At 40.9% G+C, this 25,770-nt stretch carries 20 protein-coding genes and 4 pseudogenes; 13 read left to right on the forward strand and 11 right to left on the reverse strand.

The features are described 5' to 3' along the window. Nucleotides 1–130: 130 nt before the first annotated feature. Nucleotides 131–419 (forward strand): annotated as a pseudogene (locus C3F34_RS14310) (transposase); the annotation flags it as partial. A gap of 163 nt (nt 420–582) precedes the next feature. Here the strand turns inward: C3F34_RS14310 and C3F34_RS14315 are convergent. Then, entirely contained in the window at nt 583–1,356 is a 774-nt protein-coding gene (locus C3F34_RS14315) for a LysR substrate-binding domain-containing protein (RefSeq protein ID WP_265735179.1), read from the reverse strand. Next, nucleotides 1,357–1,485 (reverse strand): annotated as a pseudogene (locus C3F34_RS20830) (LysR family transcriptional regulator); the annotation flags it as partial. It lies immediately after the preceding gene. A 135-nt stretch (nt 1,486–1,620) separates the two neighbouring features. Between C3F34_RS20830 and C3F34_RS14320 the strand changes: the two are divergent. After that, nucleotides 1,621–3,189 (forward strand): MFS transporter, encoded by a 1,569-nt coding sequence (locus C3F34_RS14320; protein WP_104441931.1) that lies wholly within the window; start codon nt 1,621–1,623, stop codon nt 3,187–3,189. A 460-nt stretch (nt 3,190–3,649) separates the two neighbouring features. Next, nucleotides 3,650–4,416 (forward strand): annotated as a pseudogene (locus C3F34_RS14330) (LLM class flavin-dependent oxidoreductase); the annotation flags it as partial. Nucleotides 4,417–4,590: 174 nt separating this feature from the next. Here C3F34_RS14330 and C3F34_RS14335 read toward each other — a convergent pair. The 4 genes from C3F34_RS14335 to C3F34_RS14350 all read right to left on the reverse strand — a co-directional run bounded on the left by C3F34_RS14335 (nt 4,591) and on the right by C3F34_RS14350 (nt 8,250). After that, a complete protein-coding gene (locus tag C3F34_RS14335) occupies nt 4,591–5,496 on the reverse strand; it encodes an alpha/beta hydrolase (protein WP_158654365.1) in 906 nt (301 codons plus the stop codon). A 73-nt stretch (nt 5,497–5,569) separates the two neighbouring features. After that, nucleotides 5,570–6,808 carry a flavin-containing monooxygenase gene (locus tag C3F34_RS14340; protein WP_265735180.1) on the reverse strand — a complete coding sequence of 413 codons (1,239 nt, stop codon included), beginning with the start codon at nt 6,806–6,808 and terminating at the stop codon, nt 5,570–5,572. A gap of 69 nt (nt 6,809–6,877) precedes the next feature. Beyond that, a protein-coding gene (locus C3F34_RS14345) for an IS3 family transposase (RefSeq protein ID WP_104440995.1) occupies nt 6,878–7,953 on the reverse strand; the annotation gives its coding sequence in 2 pieces (ribosomal slippage) (nt 6,878–7,701 and nt 7,701–7,953; 1,077 coding nt in all). 66 nt (nt 7,954–8,019) lie between these two features. After that, nucleotides 8,020–8,250 (reverse strand): NAD(P)-binding protein, encoded by a 231-nt coding sequence (locus C3F34_RS14350; protein WP_228155308.1) that lies wholly within the window; start codon nt 8,248–8,250, stop codon nt 8,020–8,022. 101 nt (nt 8,251–8,351) lie between these two features. Between C3F34_RS14350 and C3F34_RS14355 the strand changes: the two genes are divergently transcribed. After that, nucleotides 8,352–9,374 carry an AraC family transcriptional regulator gene (locus C3F34_RS14355; RefSeq protein ID WP_104441933.1) on the forward strand — a complete coding sequence of 341 codons (1,023 nt, stop codon included), beginning with the start codon at nt 8,352–8,354 and terminating at the stop codon, nt 9,372–9,374. A gap of 319 nt (nt 9,375–9,693) precedes the next feature. Here C3F34_RS14355 and C3F34_RS14360 read toward each other — a convergent pair whose 3' ends face one another. From C3F34_RS14360 to C3F34_RS14375, 4 genes are all read right to left on the reverse strand, one after another. Further along, nucleotides 9,694–11,109 carry a PLP-dependent aminotransferase family protein gene (locus C3F34_RS14360; RefSeq protein WP_104441934.1) on the reverse strand — a complete coding sequence of 472 codons (1,416 nt, stop codon included), beginning with the start codon at nt 11,107–11,109 and terminating at the stop codon, nt 9,694–9,696. A 70-nt stretch (nt 11,110–11,179) separates the two neighbouring features. Continuing rightward, entirely contained in the window at nt 11,180–11,302 is a 123-nt protein-coding gene (locus tag C3F34_RS14365) for a DUF2474 family protein (RefSeq protein ID WP_104441935.1), read from the reverse strand. A gap of 14 nt (nt 11,303–11,316) precedes the next feature. Continuing rightward, nucleotides 11,317–12,321: a cytochrome d ubiquinol oxidase subunit II gene (gene cydB, locus C3F34_RS14370; RefSeq protein WP_044737982.1), complete on the reverse strand. Its 1,005-nt coding sequence runs from the start codon at nt 12,319–12,321 to the stop codon at nt 11,317–11,319. Next, nucleotides 12,314–13,771, reverse strand: a complete 1,458-nt coding sequence (locus tag C3F34_RS14375) for a cytochrome ubiquinol oxidase subunit I (RefSeq protein ID WP_044737983.1) — start codon at nt 13,769–13,771, stop codon at nt 12,314–12,316. The genes cydB and C3F34_RS14375 overlap by 8 nt, the downstream gene beginning before the upstream one ends. A 291-nt stretch (nt 13,772–14,062) precedes the next feature. Here C3F34_RS14375 and C3F34_RS14380 point away from each other — a divergent pair, with 291 nt between their 5' ends. The 9 genes from C3F34_RS14380 (at nt 14,063) to C3F34_RS14420 (ending at nt 24,660) form a co-directional block, all read left to right on the forward strand. Next, nucleotides 14,063–14,884: a hypothetical protein gene (locus tag C3F34_RS14380; RefSeq protein ID WP_104441936.1), complete on the forward strand. Its 822-nt coding sequence runs from the start codon at nt 14,063–14,065 to the stop codon at nt 14,882–14,884. Nucleotides 14,885–14,950: 66 nt separating this feature from the next. After that, the gene (locus tag C3F34_RS14385) at nt 14,951–16,603 is read left to right on the forward strand and encodes a nitrite/sulfite reductase (RefSeq protein ID WP_104441937.1); all 1,653 of its coding nucleotides are present in this window, start codon (nt 14,951–14,953) and stop codon (nt 16,601–16,603) included. After that, nucleotides 16,603–17,007 carry a CidA/LrgA family protein gene (locus C3F34_RS14390; RefSeq protein WP_104441938.1) on the forward strand — a complete coding sequence of 135 codons (405 nt, stop codon included), beginning with the start codon at nt 16,603–16,605 and terminating at the stop codon, nt 17,005–17,007. Before C3F34_RS14385 ends, C3F34_RS14390 begins: the two co-directional genes overlap by 1 nt. Next, the gene (locus tag C3F34_RS14395) at nt 17,000–17,710 is read left to right on the forward strand and encodes an LrgB family protein (protein ID WP_044737987.1); all 711 of its coding nucleotides are present in this window, start codon (nt 17,000–17,002) and stop codon (nt 17,708–17,710) included. The genes C3F34_RS14390 and C3F34_RS14395 overlap by 8 nt, the downstream gene beginning before the upstream one ends. Nucleotides 17,711–17,730: 20 nt before the next feature. Next, on the forward strand, nt 17,731–18,657 hold the full coding sequence (locus tag C3F34_RS14400) for a hypothetical protein (protein ID WP_104441939.1): 927 nt from the start codon (nt 17,731–17,733) through the stop codon (nt 18,655–18,657). A gap of 248 nt (nt 18,658–18,905) precedes the next feature. Continuing rightward, the gene (locus C3F34_RS14405; RefSeq protein WP_044737989.1) at nt 18,906–20,702 is read left to right on the forward strand and encodes a sigma-54-dependent Fis family transcriptional regulator; all 1,797 of its coding nucleotides are present in this window, start codon (nt 18,906–18,908) and stop codon (nt 20,700–20,702) included. A 371-nt stretch (nt 20,703–21,073) separates the two neighbouring features. After that, nucleotides 21,074–21,955 carry a transporter gene (locus C3F34_RS14410; RefSeq protein WP_104441940.1) on the forward strand — a complete coding sequence of 294 codons (882 nt, stop codon included), beginning with the start codon at nt 21,074–21,076 and terminating at the stop codon, nt 21,953–21,955. Nucleotides 21,956–22,056: 101 nt separating this feature from the next. Further along, on the forward strand, nt 22,057–23,511 hold the full coding sequence (locus tag C3F34_RS14415; RefSeq protein WP_104441941.1) for a benzaldehyde dehydrogenase: 1,455 nt from the start codon (nt 22,057–22,059) through the stop codon (nt 23,509–23,511). A 33-nt stretch (nt 23,512–23,544) separates the two neighbouring features. Then, nucleotides 23,545–24,660 carry an NAD(P)-dependent alcohol dehydrogenase gene (locus tag C3F34_RS14420; protein ID WP_044737992.1) on the forward strand — a complete coding sequence of 372 codons (1,116 nt, stop codon included), beginning with the start codon at nt 23,545–23,547 and terminating at the stop codon, nt 24,658–24,660. Nucleotides 24,661–25,235: 575 nt separating this feature from the next. Here C3F34_RS14420 and C3F34_RS14430 read toward each other — a convergent pair. Next, nucleotides 25,236–25,761: pseudogene (locus C3F34_RS14430) on the reverse strand (sigma 54-interacting transcriptional regulator); the annotation flags it as partial. Nucleotides 25,762–25,770 lie beyond the last annotated feature (9 nt).

The raw sequence follows: 25,770 nt of genomic DNA on the forward strand, positions 1-25,770 counted from the left end.
GTACAAAAGAGAAAAGAAATGTTGGAAAAGATTGAAACGGCTTTGTTGCACAAATCTATTTTAAAGGTTCCTTCAGCAATATAATTTCAAAAAGAAGAAGTCTGCACCGAAAACCTATCGTACAGCCAATTTGTCCTCCTATAACAACCGAGCTTTGTCGAAATCAGACCTATTCCGATACAGCTATCCAAAGTTGTTTGATGATTAAATCTCTATTTAGACTTTCTTTAAGGATGGCTACTGGTTTTGTTCAAAGTCTCATTAAACGATCTGGTTTGAACTGGACCGCTCTGGATTATTCTACCCTTTGCAGAAAACAAAAGCATATTGATATTGCGATTAGCTATCAAAAAAGTAGTGATGGTCTTCATCTACTCGTCGACTCCACTGGCTTAAAGTTTTTAGGTGAAGGTGAATGGATCAGTGCGAGAAACTTTCAAAGCCAAGTCAATGAGATGCATGCACCTTGCGCAGCAATGCTGCTCAAGTCTTAAATGAATTTACGGAATTAGGCCGAGCTCACACCCAAATTGCCATTTAAATTTGAGTAGATATAGGAAATCTTAATTTTTAAATCTTTGTTCAACAAAGCCAGTTTAGTCTAAACAACTTCTTTGAAATAAAATCCACAAAAGCCCTGATTTTGGGAGAAAGATGACGGTTTGACGGCCATAATGCCCAGAACTGAACGAGTTCCCGTTCGGCATTATTCAATACAATTTGAAGCTTTCCCTCGTCGAAAGCTTTATGCACCAAGAAATCAGGCATGTAAGCAATCCCGTGCCCATCAATCGTAGCAGTCAATACAGCCTCCATGTTGTTAAACGTTAAGATGGTATTTAGCCGTAGTTGTGACCAGAGGGGATCTGCTGACATCGTCCATGCCATGAGCTTCCCAGTAGTCGGAAAGCGATAACGTATGCAGTCATGCTGTTCCAATTCAACAGGTGTGCGTGGGATGCCCCTATGTGCCAGATATGCAGGCGCTGCACACAATACGTGGCGACACGTCCCTAACCGCTGCGACATCAGTTTGGAATCTGGTAGATCTCCACTACGTATGACGATATCAAACCCCTCCTTGATGACATCGACAAGTTGGTCATTAAAATCAATGTCTAGCTCAATTTCTGGATAAAGTCGGCGAAATTCAGGCAGCTCAGGAAGTAAGAAGTGGTAACCAATGGTCGGCAAGCTTAATCGTAGCTTACCGCGTGGTGTCTGAATGGCATGCGACAGCATGGCCTGTGCTTCGTCGAGATCGTCCAAGATTGATCGACAACGCTGATAGAACATCTCACCTTCAGCAGTCAAATGAACTTTGCGCGTGCTGCGCTGAAACAATCGTACTCCCATCGTTTGTTCAAGCTTAGCAATACTTTTACCCACAGCAGATGCTGAAACACCGAGTGCGCGGGCAGCGCCGACAAAGCTGAGTGCTTCAGCTGTTTTTACGAAGTAGACAATTCCATTAAAGTTATCCATGAAATACTCGATTAATTATAGAATTTTATTCGATTATAAGTGGAATTATATCGTATTTATCTAATATTAAGTCGAATTTATACTCATCATAGCAATCCATTCACTGAATCCATCCTTTTCAAAATAGGTATTTCCATGACAAATGCGACTTTCACCACTGACCGCAGCAAAGTGCTCATTCTGGTTTCGATCTGCCTTGCTGCGGTAGTCCTGCCATTGAGCTTTACCGGAGGAGTAGTTGCAACGCCTATGATTGGCCATACTTTGGGCGGTAGTGCCACAGCCCTTACATGGATCACCAACGCTTTTATGTTAAGTTTTGGCAGTCTGTTAATGGCCGCTGGGGCCTTGGCCGATAAATTTGGTCGGAAACGGATGTTTATTCTGGGTATGGCATTATTCATTATTACTTCGCTAGTTTTAAGCGTGTGCTCGACTGTAGCATGGCTTGATGTATTACGTGCCATACAGGGAGCCGCTGCAGCGGCAGCGCTGTCTGGTGGTTCATCTGCGCTGGCACAGGAGTTCGAGGGACATGCGCGTACACGCGCTTTCAGTATGCTGGGCACAAGCTTTGGGGTAGGCCTTGCTTTCGGTCCTCTAATGGCCGGTGCATTGATTGACATATTTGGTTGGCCGTCAATTTTCTTTGCAATTGCAGGCATTGGTACTGTGGCACTGATTTTGGGAATGTCACAAATGCGTGAAACACGTGATCCCGATGCGACAGGATTCGACTGGTTAGGCATGCTGACCTTTACAGGGGCTTTGACGCTTTTCACATTTAGTGTCATTAAGGTGCCTGAAAGTGGCTGGATGAGTCCAAAGGTGATGACTTTATTGATTGCCTCATTGGTTTTGTCGGTCATCTTTATTTTAATTGAACTACGGGTGACGAAACCAATGCTTGATCTCAGTTTGTTTCGTTATCCACGTTTTATAGGCGTGCAGATGCTGCCTATCGGAACTTGTTATTGTTATATCGTGTTGATTGTACTATTACCGCTGCGCTTTATTGGCGTTGGTGGCTATTCTGAAATCGAAGCAGGTCAGTTGATGCTGGCTTTATCGGCACCACTGCTTGTGATCCCCATGCTGGTTGCTTCGTTGACACGCTGGGTCTCAGCCAGTGTTCTGTGCGGAATTGGTTTTTTAATCGCTGCCATTGGGCTTTATTTGCTTGGCTTGATCAACGATGGTCACTCTGGGTATGCCGTCATCATTGCAATGTTACTTATTGGGATTGGCGCTGGTATGCCGTGGGGACTCATGGACGGGCTTGCAATCAGTGTCGTGCCTATAGAAAGGGCAGGGATGGCGACTGGTATTTTTAATACCACGCGAGTTGCGAGCGAGGGTGTTGCGCTGGCCATTACCATAGCTTTGCTGTCGACTTTCGCTAGCATGAGGCTACAGTTTTTATTATCAAATAGTGCGAGCTCTGTTACAGCTTTACGAATCACGGAAGCATCACAGCATATTGCGGTAGGCGATCTCTCTTCTGCATCTGCAATGTTACCTGAGATGAATCGCAACCTTCTTCTCTCGAGTTATACCAATGCTTTCCAGAGTCTGACTCATGTTTTGATCGTCATTACTCTTTTGTCTGCAGTTATTGCCTTCTTCTTCCTGAATCGCACATCGCGTACGAATTGCAGTTATTCAGACAATAAGCATATTGAATCAAAGTCAGACACGATATGACGGTCGCTCCATTGATTAGTCAGTCTTTGGATATATTTGTATGAGATACAGTAATAGTGTAAATAGCTGAGCAAAAGTGCTTCTTTTTGCAGAATTAAGCAGACCTCATACCCAAGTTATCACTTAAATTTGAGTGACTTAGAAATGTTCTATCTTTAAAGGCTTTATGCAACAAAGCCATTTTGTACAGATTGAGGATAATGAAATTGGTTTGGATGAAGCACAAAACACCTCTGATTTTCCAAAGATTTTATAGAGTGAATCAAAACAGCGTCATTATTGACAGTAGCCTCGGCTTATCGATTGTTAAGCAAATTGTCGATTTATATCACGGAAAAGTTGAGTTACGTCGGACAAATGTTGTTGGTGGCCAAATGGTTAGGATTGAATTTAACCATCAGAAGTAAATAATGGCACTATTTAAAGGGCTGAGGAGTAATTTTAAAAATTATAGATTGGGTTAGGCGATGACTTACCACATGATGAACGTTATGCGTATGCTACAGAGTTTCTAGATGTTGTAAAAGGATATTGGAATAATCCTTCATTTCACTATAAAGGAAAGTACTATTTTGTAGAAGGCGGTGGTTTAAAATATCCACTTAAAGCAAGCCTTCCCATTATTTGCACAGCAGGTTCTTCGGAAGCTGCTCGCGAGTTTGGAGCAAAACATGCCGACTATTATTTAATGCGAGCTGAAAAACCAGCAGAAATTGCCGCATTTATTGCAGACGTACGTAGTCGTGCAAAAAAATATGGTCGTGAAAATATAAAATTTGGTCTATCGATCGATACCATTGCTCGCCGTACTGAACAAGAAGCATTGGCTGAAGCACAGCGCTTTCTTGATGAAGCTGCTGAAAAGCAACGTTTACACGCGGCGGCAGCCCATGCGGGTTTACGCTCAGCGCGGGTATTAAGCTTTGAAAAAGAGTATACTGAAAAAGATGGCAGTAAAAATGTTAGCGACTTTTTTATCCATCCAAATGTTTGGTCTGGATTTGGATATATTGGTGGCCACCCGGTGTTGCTTTGGTAGGCAGCTACCAACAGATTATTGAGCGTATTGAAGAATACAATAGCATTGGCATAGAGTTATTCTTTCTTGCTGGCTATCCACATCTTGAAGAGTCATACCGTCTTGGTGAACACGTTCTTCCATACTTTAAAAAGCAACGTCAGGGATTGCAACGTATTCCAGAAGAGTCAAACTATCGTATTGCCTAGAATCGAACTCAATCATATAAAACCAAATTTATTTTTAAGCATGATGAACAATCAAAGGCGCGTTGAGGTATTTATAATTTGAAAAAAATTTGCGCTATGAACATTGAAACAGTAACAGGGTCAGTATGATTTGTGGTACGAATTTAGAAAAAAGAGAGGCGTGAAGCCTCTCTTTTAAGCCACTGCTGCAATTGAATGAGTAGGAACATTTTCTTTTAAAAATTCGAGCTGTAATGCAATGTTCTTTTCAAAAACATCACCTTCGCAGAATTCAAAATGGTTACTGTTCAGCATGAAGTATTGAGCATTCGGCATTTTCTGCACAGCTTTACGAATCAATGCTTCGGGAATAATACTATCGCGCTGTCCTGAAATTACCAAAGTAGACATCGTCAATTTATGCACAAAACGAGTTGGATTGTAATTTGCAACTTCTAAGAAAATACGTGCACGGGTTTTGTTTTCCCAATTGGCATTCTCTGGGATTTGAGATAGATATCCGTCCCACGCCTCGGGAGCCGTCATAGCAGCAATATCGTTTTCACGACCAATAATCGGACGATAAACTGGTTTATTAACCAAGCCACCAAATAGATCCATGAATCCTGCTAGGCTTAGTTTTGCCAGCTTAGAAAATGGCACACCTTTTAAACTTGATCGGCCATCGACATGGGGAGCTTGTAAAATAACGGCTTTCACTTGACCATCAGCGGCAGCAGTTTGAATCGCATGTCCGCCAGAAAATGAATAGCCCCACAGAATTACTTGTTGGGTATCCACTGTGGTCAGTGTTCTGATAAAGTCTAATGCCGCTTTCCAGTCTTCTAAATGACGTTTTGGACTGACCCAATGACGTGGGTGGCCTTCACTTTCGCCAAAACCTCGATAATCAAAAGAAAATACAGCATAGCCTTGTGCAACAAAGCGTTCAGCAAATTGGGGGAGCCCCACTTCTTTAATCAGACCAAAGCCTTGCGCCATGATAATCACGGGGGCTTTACGATTACATTCAGGTAACTGGAGTGTGCCCGTGCAACGTGTGCCTTGACTGATAAAATTGAGTTGTGAAGTTTTCATCATTATTTTCCATTTTTTGTTGTTCACACTAGATTCATATGAAGAATCTCCATATGAATCTATGATCAATGATGGCTTAAGCTACTTTTGATTTAGCCTTCGCTTTAGGCTGTTGCGCAGCGCTAGTCCAAACCAGATGCTGGCTTTCGATTGGCAAGTTATACATCGCTTCATCTTTTTCGAAGTTATGGCTTACAAACCACTCGGTAGATTTACCTTGGCGCGGCAAGACCCAATCTCCACGCTGTACATAACCTGATCGCATACCGTGAACAATACTGTTGCTTGTTTTTTCATTTGCAGGTGCAACAGGTTTGACTGCCGTCATTTGACGAATATCGAGCTCATTGATTAAACGACAAATATAGTCGCTGGATAAATCAATTTTTAAGGTCCACGGTGCATTGGTATAACCAAATAAGTAAGCAAAATTCGGGACATCTTCAATTAATGTACCTTTGTAGCTCATTTTCTCATTAGGTTTGATCTGCTCTTGATCTACAAAAAGTTGAATACCACCAAACAACTGTAATTCAAGACCTGTTGCTGTCACAATGATGTCTGCTTCTAGGGTTTTACCCGATTTGAGCAAAATACCATTTTCAGTGAAATGCTCAATTTGATCGGTCACAACAGATGCTTTGCCGTCACGAATCACGTCAAATAAATCGTTGTCTGGAATGGCACAGAGACGCTCATCCCAAGGCATATATTCTGGTGTAAAGTGGGACATATCATATTGATCACCCAAGGCTTTTTGAACATTTGAAAGCAAGAATGAACGCATTTGTTTCGGGAAGCGACGACAGACTTTATAAATACTGCGCTGCATAAAAATATTACGCTTACGGAAAATTTTATACACCAGTTTTTCAGACAGGACTTTTCGACAAGCATCGACCAGTTTGTCTGTATTTGGCACGTTAATGACATAGCTTGGTGAGCGCTGTAACATGGTGATATGTGCAGTATCATTGGCCATTGCAGGAATTAAAGTCACCGCTGTCGCACCGCTACCAATCACCACGACCCGCTTATTGCTATAGTCTAAATTCTCAGGCCAGTGCTGTGGATGAACGATTTGGCCTTTAAAGTTTTCAAAACCTTCAAACTTAGGCGTATAACCTTGGTCATGGTTGTAGTAACCCGTTGCAGCAATGAGATAATTACAGTTAAATTGGCAACTTTCTCCCGTTGTTTCATTAACCGTTTCTACCGTCCATTTATTGGTTTGGGTTGAAAAATTAGCAGAGATAATTTTGATGCCGTAACGAATTTTTTGATCAATCTTAAATTTCTGAGCTGTTTCTTGCAAATACTGCTTAATCGACTCACCCGCAGCAAGGGTAATCCTCCCATAAATAACCGAAGTTAAAAGTAGAGGTTAAGCAGCCATTAGAGGTGGCCTTCCTTTGTTAGCTTGGTGTGGTCTTTCATGATTGTAATGCCACAGCCAATCAGTTGCGTAATCCTGAACTTCTTCTAACGTATCAAACAAATGCTTGCTCAGCCAACTATAACGTATAGTCCGATTATATCGTTCAATATACGCATTCTGCTGTGGCTTACCCGGTTGAATATATTCAATACGAATACCGTGCTCAGTAGCCCAGCGCACAAATTCGTGACTGATAAACTCGGGGCCATTATCACATCGGATCACTAACGGTTTTTCTCTCCACTCCAGCAATTGATTCAACGTACGAATGACCCTAATTGTGGGCAATGAGAACCCTGCTTCAATGGCTAGGCCTTCGCGGCGGTAATCATCAATCACATTCAATAATCGAAACTTGCGACCATCGGAAAGTTGATCATGCATAAAATCCAGTGACCAAACCTGATTTGCACGTATTGGCTCTTTCAGTGGTTCAGGCACATGTCGTTTTAGTCTTCTTCTCGGTTTAATACGCAGATTCAGTGCCAACTCACAGTAAATGCGATAAACCCGCTTGTGATTCCAGCAGTGACTCTCAACATGCCGTAAATACGAGAAGCATAGACCAAAGCCCCAATCGGTATTTTCCTCAGTGAGTTCAATGAGCCGTTCTGCAATGAGCACATTGTCATCACTGAGTCTAGCCTGATAACGGTAGCAGGTTTCACTTATGCCAAATGCAGTGCAAGCTAAACGGATACTAACAGCATGTTGGGCCACTGCCTGTTGAGCCATCTGACGTCGACAAGATGGCTTTACCACTTTTTTGACATCGCTTCCTGAATAATTTCTGCTTTTAATCGCTCTTCAGCATACATTTTTTTCAGTCTGGTATTTTCTGTTTCCAACTCTTTCAGCCGTGCCATCAAAGATGTATCCATGCCGCCATATTTAGCACGCCATTTATAGAAGGTTGCATTACTCATACCATGTTCACGACAAAGGGCCGCAACAGGTGTGCCAGACTCCGCTTGCTTCAAGATGGACATGATCTGGCTGTCAGTAAATTTAGATGTTTTCATGCAGAATCTCCTGCTTGTATCTTAAGAGAAAATTCTACTTTTAAGTCCTATTATTTTTAGGGGGGATTACCCAAGCACTTTATCGCTATTCCACGGACTGAATTTATAGCCAAAGCTAATCACGTCTGAGTCTGAGCGAATGCCTGGATAGCGAAACAGATCCCACGTTCCACCTAGTGCTTGTCGGCGCTCTAATATTGTGAATGATTTATTGGGGTTCTGTTGTAAAAGTTGGCATCCCATGCCAATTCCACCTAAACCTGCTCCGATGATGACTACATCATATTCCATTTGCATTTTGCGGCTCCTTGTCGCTTTTGTTTTTTTCCTTCTTTAATACTAGCGGTTGATCAAATTTAAACTTGACTTTAGGAGACAGATATTTAACTCTAGAAGACATGACAATTATGGTACATGCCAGTGGTATTCGTGGTTATCTTGAGGTCATGCAAGATCTGAATTTTGACCCAGAACCGCTACTCGCACAGCACAATATTACGCTGGATCAACTCAAACAGGATGATGCTTGGCTAAGCCAAAGAAGCGTCATAAATTTGTTTGAGCAAACTGCAGCAATTGCGCAATGTCCAGATTTGGGGTTACGTGTTTCGCGCCATCAGGACATCAGTGTTTTAGGGGTTTTAGGGATTATTCTCCAAAGCGCATCGTCTATACGTGGTGTGATTGAATACACTTCAGATTTTATGTTTTTGCATGGTCCAGGTTTGGTGATGTCACTAAACCAACCTAGTCCACTTTTTGAAGATGCCGCAGAAGTTATATTTGAAATTCAAATCAATGGCTATGCACCCCAGCGGCAAACGATTGATAACTGTTTGGGGACTACCCATCGTATTTTAAAATGGCTTGCTGCTGAAAACTATGAATTAAAGGCCGTTTCCTTACCACATAAACCTATTGCTGCAATTAGTGAATATCAACGTTTTTTTGGTGCGCCTATTTTGGTTAATCAAGAAAGAGCAGCATTACATTTACATAGACGAACCCTTGAAAGTCAGCCACACAGCAGTAATCCTGCCTTACGGGAAATCGCACAAGATTATATTACTCGGCACTTTCGAAATCCTGCTGAAATGGTCAGTTCTAGTGTACGCAAAGCTTTAAGAATTCATTTAGCCACACCGCGTGCAGATAAAATTCGCATCGCAGCTATGTTGGGCTTACATCCACGTACTCTACAGCGTAAGCTTGCCAGTGAAGGGACAAGTTTTGATGAGATTAAGGACGAAATTCGTAAAGAGCTTGCCTTACAGTATTTGTGGGAAACAAAAATTCCGATGAGTCAGTTGGCCAATATCTTAGGATTTTCTGAACAATCTGCTTTAAGTCGTGCCACCAAACGCTGGTTTGGTCGTTCTCCTAAAGAAGTCCGTAATGCTAAAGGGCAACTGAGTATTTAAAATAATGAACTTGAATTGTGTCTAGATAAAATTCAAGTTCAGTGCTGAATGGTTTTAAGATAGATTTTTGTTGCTGGCAGTGAGGATAAAATCTGGGCGGTTTAGGTTAGCCTATAAAATTATTTTATATCATATACAAAGCACTGTTGTATCATCAGTCCAAATCTGAGCAAAATGAAGTAACAGGAATGCTCCATGGTTGTAATAAAGTAATCTAAAAACATAAAAAACACAGAATCCAACCCAATAAAGTTAGGTTTAATGGGATCTTACTTTATTTAGAGAGATAGGCTTAGTTATTTCCTCAATCGCGATTGATTCAAAGATGCAGATCATCCAGCATCATTGAAATCTGTTCAATCAAGAGATCAAGTGCTTGAATGATGGTTTCATTCATTTCAAAAGAACAATTGATACGAATGTGGTTATGCTTTTTATTCTTGCGATAAAAAAGAATACTTGGGGAAATACCAATATCTTTTCGAATCATTTTTTCATAAATGCTGCTGCTGTCTACTTCTTCAGGTAGTGTTACCCACAGAAAATAGCCCGATGGATAATAATGGATAGTACAATTTTCGGGTAAGTTCTTGCTGAGATATTGATAATATTGATTTTTAAGCTTTTTTAAGGTTGTACGAAGACCTTTTAAATGTTTTTCATAATGACGATGTGAGAGATAATCGACTAAAGCATTTTGAATGAAAGAGTTGACAGAGATGGTACTCATTAATTGTAGATGTTGTATATGTTCAGAAAATTTTCCCGCATAAACCCAACCAACACGGAAACCTGCTCCCAAAGTTTTGGAAAAAGAAGAGCAGTGCAAGACTAAGTTTTGTTGATCATAATACTTCATGGATAGCGGTCGTTTTTGATCATAATAAAGCTCTTCATAGACATCATCTTCAATCAAATAAATTTCATGCTGGTGTAACAGTTTAGCCAATTCGAATTTAATCTCATCACTGACTGTAAATCCAATCGGATTATGGCTGTTCAGCATCAATAGACAGACTTTAATTGGATAGCTTGTAATGGCTTTCTTAAAGGCCTCCAAATCCAATCCATGTTCTGGGTGTTCTGGAATGGTAATGACCTTTAAGCCCAGATTTTCAGCAACTTGCCAAGCTCCATAGAAAATAGTTTCTTGCAGAAGAATATAATCACCTGCTTGAGTCATGGCTCTTAAAGACAGATTTAAAGCATCTAGACCACCTGAGGTAATCACAATGTCAGAGGGATCGGTGGGAATGCCTTGCATACAATAGCGTTGAGCAATTAGTTTTCTGAGCTCGTAGTTTCCAGGTGGTAAACTCGGCATCTGCTCATAACCAACACGGTATTTTGCCTGTTGTGCTAAAGTCTGCATTAGTTTTGGAGAATAAAGCAGTTGGCTATCGGGAAAAGCACTTCCTAAGGGAATGATTTTTTCAGATTGAATGGATTTTAAATAACGAAATACCAGTGAGTTAATCTCAATTTTTTCATTCACAATGACTCTTTTTGCGAGTGCAGTTTGTAAGGGATTCTCTGTAACAAAGTAACCTAATTTTTCTTTTGAATAGATCAGCCCTTGTGCTTCCAGTTCCTGATAGGCGTTCATTACTGTAATTAAGCTAAACCCAGAAATTTCGACTTGTTGTCTTAAAGAAGGAAGTTTCTCATCTGTTTTCCAAGTCCCTGTTTCAATAAGATGTTTGAGGCTTAAGGCGAGTTGTTCTGATTTATACATAAGGACATGCTCATATGAGAAGGGGATAGCCATGATTGCATGGCTATCCGAGGTTTTATCAAAGATGCTTTTAATAAGCCAAGCTGAGTAGCAGTCTAAAAATTCCTGCAATTAAGCCTAGGGATAGGAAACCAAAACACCATAATAAGATGAACCATGTTGTAGGATTCAAACGATTTTGCATTTTTTTCATCAGGGTCACCTTGCTTAATGATAGCCTTCATCACCAATACGCACTTTGTCACGGAACACCCAGTAGGATAAAAAGGTATAAACCAGAATAATCGGAATTAGAATGACAGCACCTACCAGTGCAAATTTCATACTTGATTCAGGAGCAGCAGCTTGCCAGATGGAAATAGTTGGTGGAATGATGTTGGGCCATAAACTAATTACAAAACCCGTAAAGGCTAAAAATACCAGACCCAGCGTTAAAACAAAGGGTTGAGCATCTTTTTGCTGTGCACATGCTTTCAAAATAAGCCCAGAACAGATCAGTACCAACACCGGTACAGGGCTGAAATAGAACAGATTTGGTAAGCTAAACCAGCGCTGTGCAATTTCAGGATGGCTGATGGGTGTGTAGATACTGACTGCACCAAAGACAATTAATAAGGTAATAATTAGCTTAGGCATCAGCCTATACATTTTTGCTTGTAAATCTGCCTCGGTTTTCATGATGAGCCATGCGCAGCCTAATGCGCTATACATGATAACTACACCCAAGCCCACAAACAAAGAGAATGGAGTCAGCCAGTCGAGTGTGCCACCGCTATAAATGCCATTTTGTGTTTCAATTCCTTGAATATAAGCTCCCAGAATAACTCCTTGGAAGAAGCTAGAAAAGAATGAACCCCAAATAAATGCTTGATCCCATAGCGGCTTGCTACGGTGGGCCTTAAAGCGGAATTCGAAAGCCACGCCTCGGAAAATTAAAGCCACTACCATAAAAATGATCGGTAAATACAAGGCAGATAACACGGTGGAATAGACTAGCGGAAAGGCAGCAAATAAACCTGCACCACCCAAGACCATCCAAGTTTCGTTGCCATCCCAGACAGGGGCAACGGTGTTCATCATCACGTCGCGTTCTTGATGCCCTTGAATAAATGGAAACAGTATGCCTATGCCCAGATCAAAGCCATCCATAACCACGTAAATCAATACACCTAAGCCAATGATACCGACCCAGACTAATGCAAGATCAATCATGATGCTGCTCCTTATTTTCAGGTGTTTGGCTTGCTGAACCATCAATTGTTTCATCAACAGCACTCAATGGTCGCATTGGCGTTTTAAAGTGCCCAGGACCTGCAAGTTGCTGATCAACACTGTCTATATGTAAAGGACCTACCTTGATTAATTTCAGCATGTAATAGATGCCTGTGCCGAAAACGACGGTATAGACCAGTACAAAAATAATCAGACTAAGACCCACTTGTTCTGCAGTCACGGTATGTGATAATCCATGCTGAGTACGAATTACTCCATAGACCACCCAAGGCTGTCTGCCGACTTCCGTGGTGACCCAACCTGCGAGCAAGGCGATATAACCTGTGGGTCCCATAACGGTAGCAAACTTATGAAACCAGCGGCTTTCATATAATCGGTCTTGTTTACGTAACCATAAAGCAGTCAGTGACATCAACACCATGAGCATGCCGAGTCCCACCATCACGCGGAAACTCCAGAACACGATTGGAACAGGTGGACGATCTTCAGGGGCAAAGTCTTTTAAGCCAGTGACTTTGCCATCCATAGAATGGGTTAAAATTAAGCTACCTAAGTTTGGGATGCCTAGTTCAAAGGCATTACGTTCATTCTCCATATCGGGTAAAGCGAATAACAGTAACGGCATACCATGATCATGGTTGGTTTCCCAGTGACCCTCAATTGCAGCCAATTTAGTCGGTTGATGCTCAAGGGTATTCAGACCATGCTGATCCCCAATCACCACTTGCAGGCATGAAGTTACGAGTACCATCCAAAGTCCCATAGAGAAGGATTTCTTGACTAACTCATCGCGACGACCTTTGAATAAATGCCAAGCAGCTGTACCAACAACCAATAATGAAGATACAAGGAAAGCTGCGGTTGCCATATGGGCAAAGCGATAGGGGAAGGATGGGTTAAACACAATTGCCCACCAGTCAGATGGAACAATAATACCATTTTCAATGGCAAAGCCTTGTGGGGTCTGCATCCAACTGTTGGACGATAAAATCCAGAACATAGAAATACAGGTACCAATGGCGACCATCAAGGTAGCAAAAAAATGTGCCTTAGGACCAACACGCCCCCAACCGAACAGCATGATGCCGAGAAAGCCAGCTTCAAGGAAAAAGGCGCTTAGCACTTCATAAGTCAGCAATGGACCAGTGACTGAACCAGCAATTCGAGAAAATTCACTCCAGTTGGTACCGAACTGATACGCCATGACTATGCCTGATACGACCCCCATGGCAAAGGCGACGGCAAAGATCTTAATCCAGTATTTGAACAGATCTTTATAAATTGGGTTTTGGGTGCGCAGCCATTTCCATTCCAGCAGTGCTAGAAAGCAGGCCAAGCCAATCGAAGTAGCGGGAAAAATGATGTGAAATGAAACTGTAAAGGCAAATTGAATTCGTGCGAGTTCAAGTGCGGTTAAACCGAGGCTCATAGGACCTCCCATTTTAGACATGGGTTTCTGAGATTTTTTAAATCAACACTATTTATTTTAGTGTTATAAAAAATTATAGATCGTTTCATCAAAACTACCTACTTTGAATAATTATCAAGATTTTGCAGGACACAGAATTCAAGATGTAGGTACAAAAATATGTTATATAAAATATAACAGAGAAAGTAGATAAAAATACTCTGTTATATTTATACAGCACAATTCTGTAGCTACTGCTGATTTGAAAAAGAATCAAAATAACAAATATGAATCAATCTGGATGGTGATGAAATGTTTGTTACAGAAAGTCTGAATAAAATTCCTGAGATAGTTGAACAGGGAGCTTTTTCAGCGAAGTTGAAAAAGAAGCTGACACAGAAATTCGTGAATTTAGAAGCAACACTACTCCGAGCAAAAGTCTTGCGCGAGCTTTCCAAGGCGAAAGCAAACTATATTGTACAGTCGGCAATTCAGCATGAACAATCTAGTTTGGCTTACTTATTTGCGCCATTTATTCTAGGGAATTTAAATCAAACCACTATCTACCATAGCCAAGCGACCGCGTCTGTACTGAATCTATTAAGCCGTTACTATCAGGCAGAGAAAAAACCGCACCTAAAAATTGATGATGTGCTGCAAGCTTTAAATATCTATTTGGATCTGCATGACAATGACCTAGATGATATTGAGTTTTTTTATTATGCCTTGCTAAACGCCTTGTGCAGAGCTGATGTGACTCAAATTTTTTTAATCACCCATTTAAATGTTGATATGCAAAAAATTGCTGCAATTGCGCAGTTTTTTAAGATCAAAATCTATTGTATTCAGACTAATCCATTAGACAAGATGATGGACAGTGCTGAATTAAATATGCGTAAGTTATTGTTTAAACATAAAGATCAAAGCTATATCGAATTGTGTGAAAAGTTATCCAAACTCAATGCGCAGTTACTCAGTGTGAATGGAAGTTACAACCAAGAACAAGCCACGCAATTGGTCGAAGACATGTTCTATGCAGAGCATGTTTATGAAAAGTTATCTGTTTATGCTGAATATATGCAGACCTGTCTACAGAATGCTGTCTCTAATCATCCTGTAACTTTTTCAGCTTGATCCATTCCATTCTCATCAAAAATGCATTTATTTCATATTTATCGCATAAATAGATAGGTAGCCCAGATGTTTCTATATACAGATTTTGACCAGAATTTATTGAATGAACGTGTTGCACAATTTCGTAATCAAACCCAGCGTTATTTAGAGGGAAAACTGACCGAAGAAGAATATAGACCATTACGGTTACAAAATGGTCTATATATTCAGCGTTATGCACCGATGTTACGTTTAGCTGTGCCTTATGGCTTAATGAATGCAAAGCAATTGCGTAAGGTAGCTGAGGTTGCACAGAAGTATGATCGTGGTTATGCACATATTTCAACCCGTCAAAATATTCAACTGAATTGGCCGCAGCTGGAAGATGTACCTGATATTTTGCAGGAACTGGCTACGGTACACATGCACTCCATTCAAACGAGTGGGAACTGTATTCGAAACACCACTACAGATCAGTATGCAGGTGTTGTTGAAGGGGAATTGACCGATCCGCGTCCAACCTGTGAACTGATTCGCCAATGGAGTACCTTCCATCCTGAATTTTCATTCTTGCCACGTAAATTTAAAATCGCAGTTTGTGCACACCCAGAAGAGGATCGAGCTGCAACAACATTCCATGATGTTGGGGTGTATATTGTAAAAAATGAAACAGGGGAAATTGGCTATCAAATTAAAGTAGGTGGTGGTTTGGGTCGCACACCTTTAGCTGGGCATGTGATCAAGCACTTTTTAGCGCGTGAAGACTTAATTGCTTATTTAGATGCCATCATGCGCGTATATAATTTACATGGTCGTCGCGATAATAAATATAAAGCACGCATCAAAATTCTCGTTAAAGCATTAACTCCTGAGGGCTTTGCTGAAAAAGTTGAAGCAGAATTTGCCTATACTCAGACTCAACTCAAAGTTCAACAAAGTGTTTTAGAGCAAATGGATGTCGTATTTCAGCCATTTACGTATGAAAACTTAGAACAGTATGATTTTGAAGCTTTATTCAAGCAATATCCGAAATTTAAACACTGGTTCAATATCAATACTCATCCTCATAAAGTGGCAGGCTATCGTATAGTCACAATTAGTTTAAAAAGGGCTGGTGTAGCCCCTGGAGATATGACTTCCGATGAAATGCGTTTAATTGCAGATTTAGCTGATCAATATACTTTTGGTGAACTCCGCACGACACATGAGCAAAATATAGCTTTAACTGATGTGCGACAAAAAGATTTATTTGAACTGTGGCAAGTTTTGGATCGTGCCAATCTAGCCCGTGCACATATTGGTTTTCTGACCGACATGATTTGCTGCCCCGGTGGTGACTTTTGTTCATTGGCGAATGCGAAATCTATTCCTGTTTATGAAGCGATTGCTCGTCGTTTTGATGATCTAGACACTATATATAATTTAGGCAAGGTTGATCTGAACATTTCTGGCTGTATGAATGCGTGTGGGCATCACCATGTCGGCAATATTGGCATTTTAGGTGTCGATAAAAAAGGTGCTGAATATTATCAAATTACTTTAGGAGGTAACTCCGACCATGACGCATCTGTTGGCGATATTTTAGGACCGTCATTTCCAGCAGAAGATATTCCTGATGTGCTCGAAGAAATTCTGAATACTTATTTGGATTTGCGTTTAGCGCATGAATCTTTTTTAGAAACCTACCAACGTGTCTCGATTCAGCCATTTAAAGAACGGGCTTATGCGGACATAGGCTGATGTTGGATATCTTAACTCTGCCCAGCAGGCTAAAAAGCTCAAGCTACCAAATTATCATCATTTTGGCGGTTTGGAGCTGTGCTTATGTATTGCAAAGGCTACTGAGCTTGCCTCTGGCATCTGGTGTGTTGGGCTTTTTCCTGTTGTTGTTCTTGCTTGAGATGAAGTGGTTGAAATTAGCTCAGGTTGAACATGGTGCCGACTTTTTACTTGGCGAGCTGTTACTGTTTTTTATTCCACCTGTGGTCGGTGTGATTCAGTATCAGGACTTATTGATTATCAGTGGTTGGAAAATACTGTTGGTGATTTTGATCAGCACAACTCTGGTCATGATGGCTTCTGTATATGCGGTGCGGATGTTCTTAAAGCGTGAAGATCTAAAACAGGAAGGTCAGTATGACTGAGTTCTGGGGGATTTTTCACTTAGTTTGGACCGTAGTGTGTTATTTCATAGCAAAGCAGCTCTTTGTTCGAACACAAAAAATCTATTTATCGCCAATTATTGTCGTCCCTATTTTGAGCATCGTGCTGATTTTTATGTTACGGCATCAGTTCCAAGACTATTACCGCTATACCCAGTATTTGGTCGCGATGCTTGGTCCCATCACAGTGGCTTTTGCGATTCCTGTATTTCGCTATCGCAGCATGATTCAGCAACATTTTAAAGTACTCATGTTGAGTTCTGGCCTTGCTATGTTGGTGGGTATTTTCAGTAGCTGGTTTTTGGCCAGTCTGATGAATTTCGATGACATTGTCAAAAATAGTCTATTGGCACGTTCCATTTCAATTCCCTTTGCTTTTGTGCTGACTGAAAAAGTTGGCGGTTCAATTAGCTTAATTCCGCTCTTTACCGTGATTACAGGTTTGGTCGGCATGTTGTTGGGAGATGCTCTGCTGCTATGGATACGGTTCAAGAACAAGATTGCTTCAGGGGCAGCATTCGGCAATGCCGCACATGCCATGGGGATTGCCCGTGCAAGACAACGGCATGAATTAGAAGGTGTGATTGCCAGCCTTTCCATGATTATTTCAGGAATCATCATGGTGCTATTTGCTCCTACAGTGATCGCACTGACGAAACACATCCTTGGTGCTATATCATTTTAAATCAAAATAAGGAATCGTAAATGAATCCTATGTCACATGTAAAGATAACTTTAAGCTCTAAAAGTTATGTTGCTGCTTTTCTCTTTATTTTGCTCATGGTGGCGGCCGCTTATGGCTTGCATGACCGAGAAATTATATTACCTGAAATAGTCGCGATGGCTGTTGGGTTATGGGTTTATCGAGATAAACAGTGGTTGAATCAACCCGATAAAATTTTTATTTTGCCTAGTTTGACGGCAGTAATTGGCTTTTGCATTAATCTAATGCCAGTTTCGTACCTGTTTAAACTGGTTTTGGTGCTATGTGCCATGCTGCTGGTCATGTGGACGTTTAATTATATCTTACCACCCGCACTGGCCACGGGTTTCTTGCCGATTGTAACCCAAGCCGATGAACTATCATTTTTGATTTCCATCTTGGTCACCAGTTTTATCCTGATGTTGGGTGTTGTGTTATTTAAACTGAACCAAGGTTTGGAACGGAAAGGGAACTTTGATCGAAGAAAGATAGGGGTGTATGCCAGTATTACATTAATGGGTTTTGCACTCGCTGCGATATTCAAGGTCGAAGCGATGGCACTCATTCCTCCAATTACGGTGGTGGTGTATGAGTCTCTGAATATGATGATGTATTCGTTGAAAATGTATTTTAAGCAGGTTGCTCTATTGACACTGTCTATCTCTATAGCCGTTGCGATGCTGTTCTTGATTCAAGATTGGATGCTGCTCACTTTCATTTATATGCCCTTAATGTTTGTTTTGCTCAAGTTGTTTGATATGCGGATTCCTGCGGTGTATGCCTTTCCATTTTTGGTCTTTGTCTTTCCACAAGACAGTGTGATGCACTTACCAGTTGCTTCATGTTTGATGGTGAGTTTTTCACTCGGATGCGTTTATCTCTATCGAACTTATTTTCAACATATTGCTATTGAGAAATCGTATTCATAGTTTTATGGTGATGTAGCCATCGAAGGCTTTTCATCATGATTGCATACTTGAATTGTAGGAAAAACTGGAAAAGTCATGGTTAAACGTGATGAAAACTAGGATGCTACCTATGCTTAGATGGAATGTCGTTTAATGTTCTTAAATGTCACTGGCCTAAACCTTATAAATGGGTCGTTGAAGAAGATTCAAAATGCATTCCAATCTATCTGTATTTGGTTTAAAGAAATGGATTGGTTTGGAATATGCTCATGGATAGTTTATCTGAATTTTCTTGGCAAAATATAAAATATAATTTTTACACTACAGGTGCACTACCTGAGCTGGTGGAGCGGGATTCACCGATTTTACAAGCATGGGAAAGTGCTAAAAAATCAGGCTTAAGTCCTTTTTCTAAACTGACGTCTTTATATGATTTTCCTGTCGACCACCTTTCTAAAGAAGATATGAAATTCGCGGAATTGGCAGAAGTGGTTTTAAATGACATTTGGCAGTTATTTGGACAGCAGGATGTCAGTGTTTTCTTAATTAATCAGCAGTTGAAGATTATTGCAGAACGACACAACCCAGACTTAGATGAACAATATCATTTTTTACGGACAGGTCGGGTGATAGATCCCTCTATCTTTGGTGCGATTGCTCCTACATGTAGTGTTCTGTCGAAACAGCCGATGATCATGACTGGACATCAGCATTATTTAGATGAGTTTGCCAATTATTCTTGCGCCTCAGTCCCCGTGTTTAATGGGGCAGGAGCGGTTTTGGGTGCTTTGGATATCACTTCACCGCAAGGGCTTTTAGCAAGCAATTGGCTCAGACATTTGCTTTATCAAAGTTATATTTTAGAAAATAAAGTGATTCTTGCTGAAATCAAACCAAATCAGCGCATACTTTATTTTCAGCACTCCAAAGATTTACTCGAAAATGCCTATACAGGCATGATCGTACTGGATGAGCAGCGTAGAGTTATTAAAGCCAACCAAATAGCATTGAAATTACTCAACTGTTCCATTGAGCAGGTCTTGGATCAAACGATTTATAATTTCTTTGTTATTGAGCATTTGACTCAGGTTGATACCAATAATGCCTTTTTTATTCAAAGTCATGACCATGCTTTTTTCTACGCACAATTTCATCAGTTCAATGTAAATGTTCCTAGTCCAGCCAGAGCCATTACTGCACTTCATTCGCTTGATCAGGCACTGAAAGCCTTAAAGGCAGATATTCCAGTGCTGATTACAGGAGAAACAGGGACAGGAAAAGACCACTTTGCACAGCAATTACATCAAAAGCTCGATGCTGATTTACCTTTTATTTCCATTAACTGTGGTGCGATACCTGATCATTTATTGGAGGCAGAACTGTTTGGTTATGAGGGCGGTGCTTTTACAGGGGCGAAAAAACAGGGTGAAAAAGGTCTCATTGAGTTGGCGGATCAAGGAATTCTATTTCTCGATGAAATTGGTGATTTGCCCTTACATTTGCAAGTCAAAATTTTACGCGTCTTGCAAGACCAACGGTTTTATCGGGTTGGGGGACGCAAACCGATTAAATCAGCATTTAAGTTATTATGCGCAACCCATCAAGACTTAAAAATGAAAATTGAACAGCAGACATTCCGTAGCGATTTATATTATCGGATCTGTGGCTTTCAAGTGCATCTGGAGCCTTTACGTTTACGTCAGGATAAGCAGGCTATTTTCCATAAAATTCTGCATCAATTCGGTATATCACAATGGTCAGCCAAGGTTGAGCAGCAGTTTCAGACCTATACATGGTCGGGGAATATTCGTGAGCTCATTCACATTGTAAGGTTATCGGTGGCGTTTAATGAGGGCGATGTTCTGACACGACTTTATTTGCCTGAGTCCTCAGTCAGTCTTCAAACAATGAATCAGCCTATGCTAGCAGCGAAAAACCAACATTTAAATGCAATGACCAAACACATGGTCATGCAGGTATTAGATGAAGAGAATGGCAATATTGCACGCACAGCAAAGCGCTTAAATATTTCGAGAACGACGGTGTATAAATATATCAGCAGTTAGGTTCTTTTGTATTTAGCTTAAAATGAAGTGTTTATTGAATGACATAAATAGATGTTTGTGCAGCATTGTGTAGGAACTATTCATCCCGCTGTTTTTTTTAAGATACTTAATATCAAAGGACTGTTCAGGAACTGAACAGTCCTTTTTTAATGTGTCTATATGATGGACATGGTAAATCCTTGTCTAACTTTAAGATATTGATTTTAAATAATTAAAAACTTGGCATGCAAACTGCAATTATTCTCTGACTCATATTTGATTAATCGCTAGATTGAACTGATTAGCACATCGGCTATGGATGGAATGTCCATAAAAATTTTCAGTCTTCGGAATGAGTAAATAAGGACAATTTAAAGAAAAGGGAACAGGTTATGCATTTTGCGAATAAAAATGCGGGATTACTCATATTGGGTGCATTGCTTACTCAACAGAGTTACGCCATTGATGTCAATGTCGGAGATTATACAACCCTCCCAAGAGGAACCAATGTTGGTGTCTTTTACTATCAACATAGTGAAATGGATGGCTATTATCAAAGGGATGATAAAACCGATGCCGACTCCCGTTCAGATATTGGGATTGCACGCTTCATTCATTACACTGACATCGCTGGATTACGGGCAACACCTCAGGTGGTCATTCCATTTGGTTCAGTGCGAAATACTCAAATTGGCGATGTGCATTTAAATCATGCATCTGGTTTTGCAGACCCGATTATTGCTTCTGCATTTTGGTTGATTAATCAACCTGAACAAGGAGCTTCAGGACGTTATCTTGCCCTTACACCGTTTATTTATTTGCCACTGGGCCAGTATGACAAATATGACGCCGTGAATCTGGGAGAAAACCGCTTTAAATACGATGTGCAGTTGGCTTGGGTACAACCGCTCTCTGGCAAATGGGGTTTCGAATTTTATCAAGATGCCATCTGGTATGGGGATAATGATGAAGCGGGCAAGGGTAATCAGACCTTGTCTCAAGACACCAGTTATCAAACACAGGTCAATTTACGTTATGACTTGAATGCCAAGCAACGCCTGGCATTCGGTTATGCAGCAAACTATGGTGGCGAGCAATTTTTGGATGGCGTCAGACTCAATCAGAACATGGAAAAGCAGCAAGTACGATTTGAGTTTCAACACATGATGAATGCCAAAACTCAATTGAGTGCACAGCTAGTTTCAGATACTCAAGTTGAAAGCGGCTTCAAGAAAGAACTAGGACTAAACTTTCGGCTTTTTTACATTTTCTAATTCAAAACATGTGTGATGACAACACATCCATTGCTTCAATTTTGCCACGATGAAAGTGAAATGATGTATGGGTTGTTCAAGACAATTTTAACGAGGTCATTATGTCGATATTAACAAAAGAGATTTGGGATAAAAAACTGTTCAATGGCTTATGGCAGTCAGCCCCGCAGTTATATAAGGTTGTTGAAGTGGCAACTGGTCAAGAGCTGGGCGAGATTGGCTATGCTGCTGCTCAAGATGTGGTAAATGCAGCCAAACAAGGTAAATCAGCACAACAGGCATGGTGGGCATTGAGTTATCAAGAGCGCCAAGCAGTCTTTGAACGTGCAGCAGCTTTGCTCACAGAGCACCAAGCCGATGTGATTGATTGGCTAGTTAAAGAAAGCGGCTCTTTACAGCTTAAAGCAGGTTTTGAAGTGAGTATCGCCATTCAGGTGCTTAAGCATTGTATCGGATTGCCTGCTATGGATCAGGGCATAGTCTTGCCAACTCAAAATGGAAAACTCAGTATTGCAAAACGCGTACCGCTTGGTGTGGTCGGGGTCATTTCACCGTTTAATTTTCCACTGTATTTGGCTTTACGTGCTGTAGCACCAGCTTTAGCATTAGGCAATGCAGTCGTGCTTAAACCTGATGAACGTACAGCCGTGTGTAGTGGTTATGCCATAGCACGTATTTTTGAGCTAGCAGGTCTCCCGAAGGGGTTATTGCATGTATTACCAGGCGGTGCAGAGGTCGGGGAAGCACTGACACTGGATAAAAATATTGCCAGTATTCAATTTACTGGATCAACGAATGTCGGGCGTATAGTCGGTGCCAATGCTGCAAAAACTTTGAAGAAAGTCTCTTTGGAGTTAGGCGGTAAAAACTCACTGATCATTTTGGACGATGCTGATATTGAATTGGCTGCTGAAAATATCGCATGGGGAGCATTTTTGCATTCAGGTCAGATTTGTATGACTTCTGGCAAAATTCTGATCCATCAGAAAATTTATGCACAAGTCAAACAACGTGTGATCGAAAAAGTCAAAAAATTTGTAGTTGGTAATCCGTGTGAAAGTCATGTCACCATTGGCCCTCTGATTAATGCTAAACAAGCGCAACGTGTCGAACAACTGGTGAATGTCGCAGTTGCGGAAGGCGCAACATTAGAAGTGGGTGGGCGTGCTGATGGCGTATTTTTTGAACCAACTGTGCTTTCGAATGTAACTTCAAATAATCCAATTTTCAGTGAAGAAATTTTTGGACCTGTGGCTGTACTAATTCCTTTTACTACTGATGAACAGGCAATTGAACTTGCTAACGATGGAGACTTTGGGCTTTCAGCAGGTGTGATTAGTTCAAATGTTGGACGTGCGATGCAGCTTGGTACACAACTTAAAGTCGGTTTACTACACATCAATGACCAAACTGTAAATGATGAAACGGTCAACCCATTTGGTGGTTTTGGTGCATCAGGAAATGGGACGCGTATTGGCGGTCCTGCCAATGCGGATGAGTTTACCCAGTGGCAATGGATGACCGTACAGGCGCAAGCACCACATTATCCTTTTTAATCAGTTAAATTATTTATTACAGGAAGTAATCGCATGAACGAAATGAAAGACATCGTTGCCGCTGTGACGGCATGTAAAGGCGCGGATTTTGAATTGCAACCCCTTAAAATCCGTCAACCTCAAGGTGATGAGGTGCTGGTGAAAGTTGTCGCGACGGGGATGTGTCATACCGACTTAATTGTCCGTGATCAGTATTATCCTGTGCCATTGCCTGCTGTGCTTGGACATGAAGGCGCGGGAATTATTGAAGCGATTGGACCAAATGTGACTGACCTGCAAGTGGGTGATCATGTGGTGTTAAGTTATGGTTATTGTGGAAAATGCACCCAGTGCAATACAGGTAATCCTGCTTATTGCTCAGAGTTCTTCGGACGTAACTTCAGCGGTGCTGACTTAGAAGGTAAAAGTGCGATTTGTAGGCATGATCATACCGTAGTACACGATCATTTTTTTGCCCAGTCTTCCTTTGCGACTTATGCCTTAAGTCGTGAAAATAATGCAGTGAAGGTAACCAAAGAGGTTCCTATTGAGTTACTGGGACCATTAGGCTGCGGTATTCAAACGGGTGCAGGGGCATGTATCAATGCGCTTAAAGTAAGCCCTGCCAGTAGTTTTGTGACATGGGGCGCTGGTGCGGTAGGTTTAAGTGCATTGCTTGCGGCGAAAGTCTGTGGCGCATCAACCATTATTGCTGTTGATATTGTCGAATCACGTTTGGAGTTGGCAAAACAGTTGGGTGCAACCCATGTGATCAATAGTAAAACGCAAGATCCTGTGGCTGCAATAAAAGAGATTACGGGCGGTGGAATTAACTTTGCACTTGAGTCTACGGGACGCCCTGAAATCTTAAAACAAGGCATAGATGCTTTGGGTATTTTAGGCAAAATAGCAGTTGTTGGTGCACCCCCTTTAGGAACCACGGCACAGTTTGATGTGAATGATTTATTACTCGGTGGAAAAACCATTATGGGTGTGGTTGAAGGCAGTGGTGCACCGAAGAAATTTATCCCAGAGCTAGTTACACTATATCAACAAGGAAAGTTTCCATTTGATCGGTTAGTGAAATTCTATGCCTTTGATGAAATCAATCAAGCCGCACTAGACAGCCATAAAGGAATCACACTAAAGCCTATTATTAAAATTGGCTGATTTGGGGTTAATTGGGAGTGACCTGATTATATTGATGTCATCAGGTTATTCCATTTAAAAATTTAAAAAAAGAACGCTGGGAAGAATAGAAAATGACGGATAAACCTTTTGTGTGAAATACCAATACCATGCCGTGGGAATTTATTTCTATTCCATTTAAAGAGTGAATTACCAGTAAAAACCTGTTTGCAAGACCCAGATACAGGCATAATGATTTGGAGGTTGCGCTATCCTGCTGGGTTTAGCACGGTAGAGCATTGGCATAATTGCGCACACGGCATGTATGTATTAGAGAGATATTTGGCTACGAGCGAGGACGAGTTTGGACTCGGAAGTTTTGTCTGGCTTCCTGAGGGGGGCAATCATGTTTCATGGTGCGCGAAGTGATAATGATGTTTTGATGTTATTTATTACCAATAAGCCTTTTGATATCCATTTTCCTGCTGAGGCAGGAATGCCTCTGTCTTAAGTCCCAACCCCACGCAAGTAATGAAACATTAATCTTTTTAGATACATAAGGGATTTAAGATTTAATTTCTGGTTGAAAAGCATGATCATGCTTTCAAGAGTGGGGTTTAATATTTAATTCCCATTTGTTTAATTTTAAAATCAGTGTCGTTGGATTAAAACCTAACAGTTTAGCTGCACCAACATCACCAAAAATTTTACCTTCACATTGTTTGATTGCTGATTTAAGATTTTCAGTTTCTAACGGTTTGAGTTGTTGTATCGTCAGTACTTGCTCGATTGTAGAGACGTGATTGGACTATATGGTCTGAGATGGTTCTTGTTCAAGCAAATATTGAAAAGAAACAGCATCGTGTATGGTCGTGATTAATGCATGTTCCAACACATTTTGTAATTCACGAATATTACTGGGTCAGTTTCTATTTTCGATTAGTGGCGGCAATAATCCTAACTTCAACGTATCGTATTTTCTCTTCTCCAACTCTTTCGAAAGTACCTTCATGCATGTAATACGTATAGCAATTTACTTTGTAATTCGAGAGGCTCGACAATTTAATCTAAAAATAAAATCCCTTAATCGGCAAGTTCAAAGCGTCCAGCCCAATCACGAACTGCACCTGTAAATGATGATTCGCGCAAATG

The sequence above is a fragment of the Acinetobacter sp. ACNIH2 genome, assembly GCF_002934965.1.
Taxonomy (GTDB): Bacteria; Pseudomonadota; Gammaproteobacteria; order Pseudomonadales; family Moraxellaceae; genus Acinetobacter; species Acinetobacter tandoii.

Coding starts and splice junctions, on each gene's coding strand:
- C3F34_RS14315 (WP_265735179.1), bottom strand. CDS start 1,356: ATGGGAGTACGATTGTTTCAGCGCAGCACGCGCAAAGTTCATTTGACT.
- C3F34_RS14320 (WP_104441931.1), top strand. CDS start 1,621: ATGACAAATGCGACTTTCACCACTGACCGCAGCAAAGTGCTCATTCTG.
- C3F34_RS14335 (WP_158654365.1), bottom strand. CDS start 5,496: ATGATGAAAACTTCACAACTCAATTTTATCAGTCAAGGCACACGTTGC.
- C3F34_RS14350 (WP_228155308.1), bottom strand. CDS start 8,250: ATGCAAATGGAATATGATGTAGTCATCATCGGAGCAGGTTTAGGTGGA.
- C3F34_RS14355 (WP_104441933.1), top strand. CDS start 8,352: ATGACAATTATGGTACATGCCAGTGGTATTCGTGGTTATCTTGAGGTC.
- C3F34_RS14360 (WP_104441934.1), bottom strand. CDS start 11,109: ATGTATAAATCAGAACAACTCGCCTTAAGCCTCAAACATCTTATTGAA.
- C3F34_RS14365 (WP_104441935.1), bottom strand. CDS start 11,302: ATGAAAAAAATGCAAAATCGTTTGAATCCTACAACATGGTTCATCTTA.
- cydB (WP_044737982.1), bottom strand. CDS start 12,321: ATGATTGATCTTGCATTAGTCTGGGTCGGTATCATTGGCTTAGGTGTA.
- C3F34_RS14375 (WP_044737983.1), bottom strand. CDS start 13,771: ATGAGCCTCGGTTTAACCGCACTTGAACTCGCACGAATTCAATTTGCC.
- C3F34_RS14380 (WP_104441936.1), top strand. CDS start 14,063: ATGTTTGTTACAGAAAGTCTGAATAAAATTCCTGAGATAGTTGAACAG.
- C3F34_RS14385 (WP_104441937.1), top strand. CDS start 14,951: ATGTTTCTATATACAGATTTTGACCAGAATTTATTGAATGAACGTGTT.
- C3F34_RS14390 (WP_104441938.1), top strand. CDS start 16,603: ATGTTGGATATCTTAACTCTGCCCAGCAGGCTAAAAAGCTCAAGCTAC.
- C3F34_RS14395 (WP_044737987.1), top strand. CDS start 17,000: ATGACTGAGTTCTGGGGGATTTTTCACTTAGTTTGGACCGTAGTGTGT.
- C3F34_RS14400 (WP_104441939.1), top strand. CDS start 17,731: ATGAATCCTATGTCACATGTAAAGATAACTTTAAGCTCTAAAAGTTAT.
- C3F34_RS14405 (WP_044737989.1), top strand. CDS start 18,906: ATGGATAGTTTATCTGAATTTTCTTGGCAAAATATAAAATATAATTTT.
- C3F34_RS14410 (WP_104441940.1), top strand. CDS start 21,074: ATGCATTTTGCGAATAAAAATGCGGGATTACTCATATTGGGTGCATTG.
- C3F34_RS14415 (WP_104441941.1), top strand. CDS start 22,057: ATGTCGATATTAACAAAAGAGATTTGGGATAAAAAACTGTTCAATGGC.
- C3F34_RS14420 (WP_044737992.1), top strand. CDS start 23,545: ATGAACGAAATGAAAGACATCGTTGCCGCTGTGACGGCATGTAAAGGC.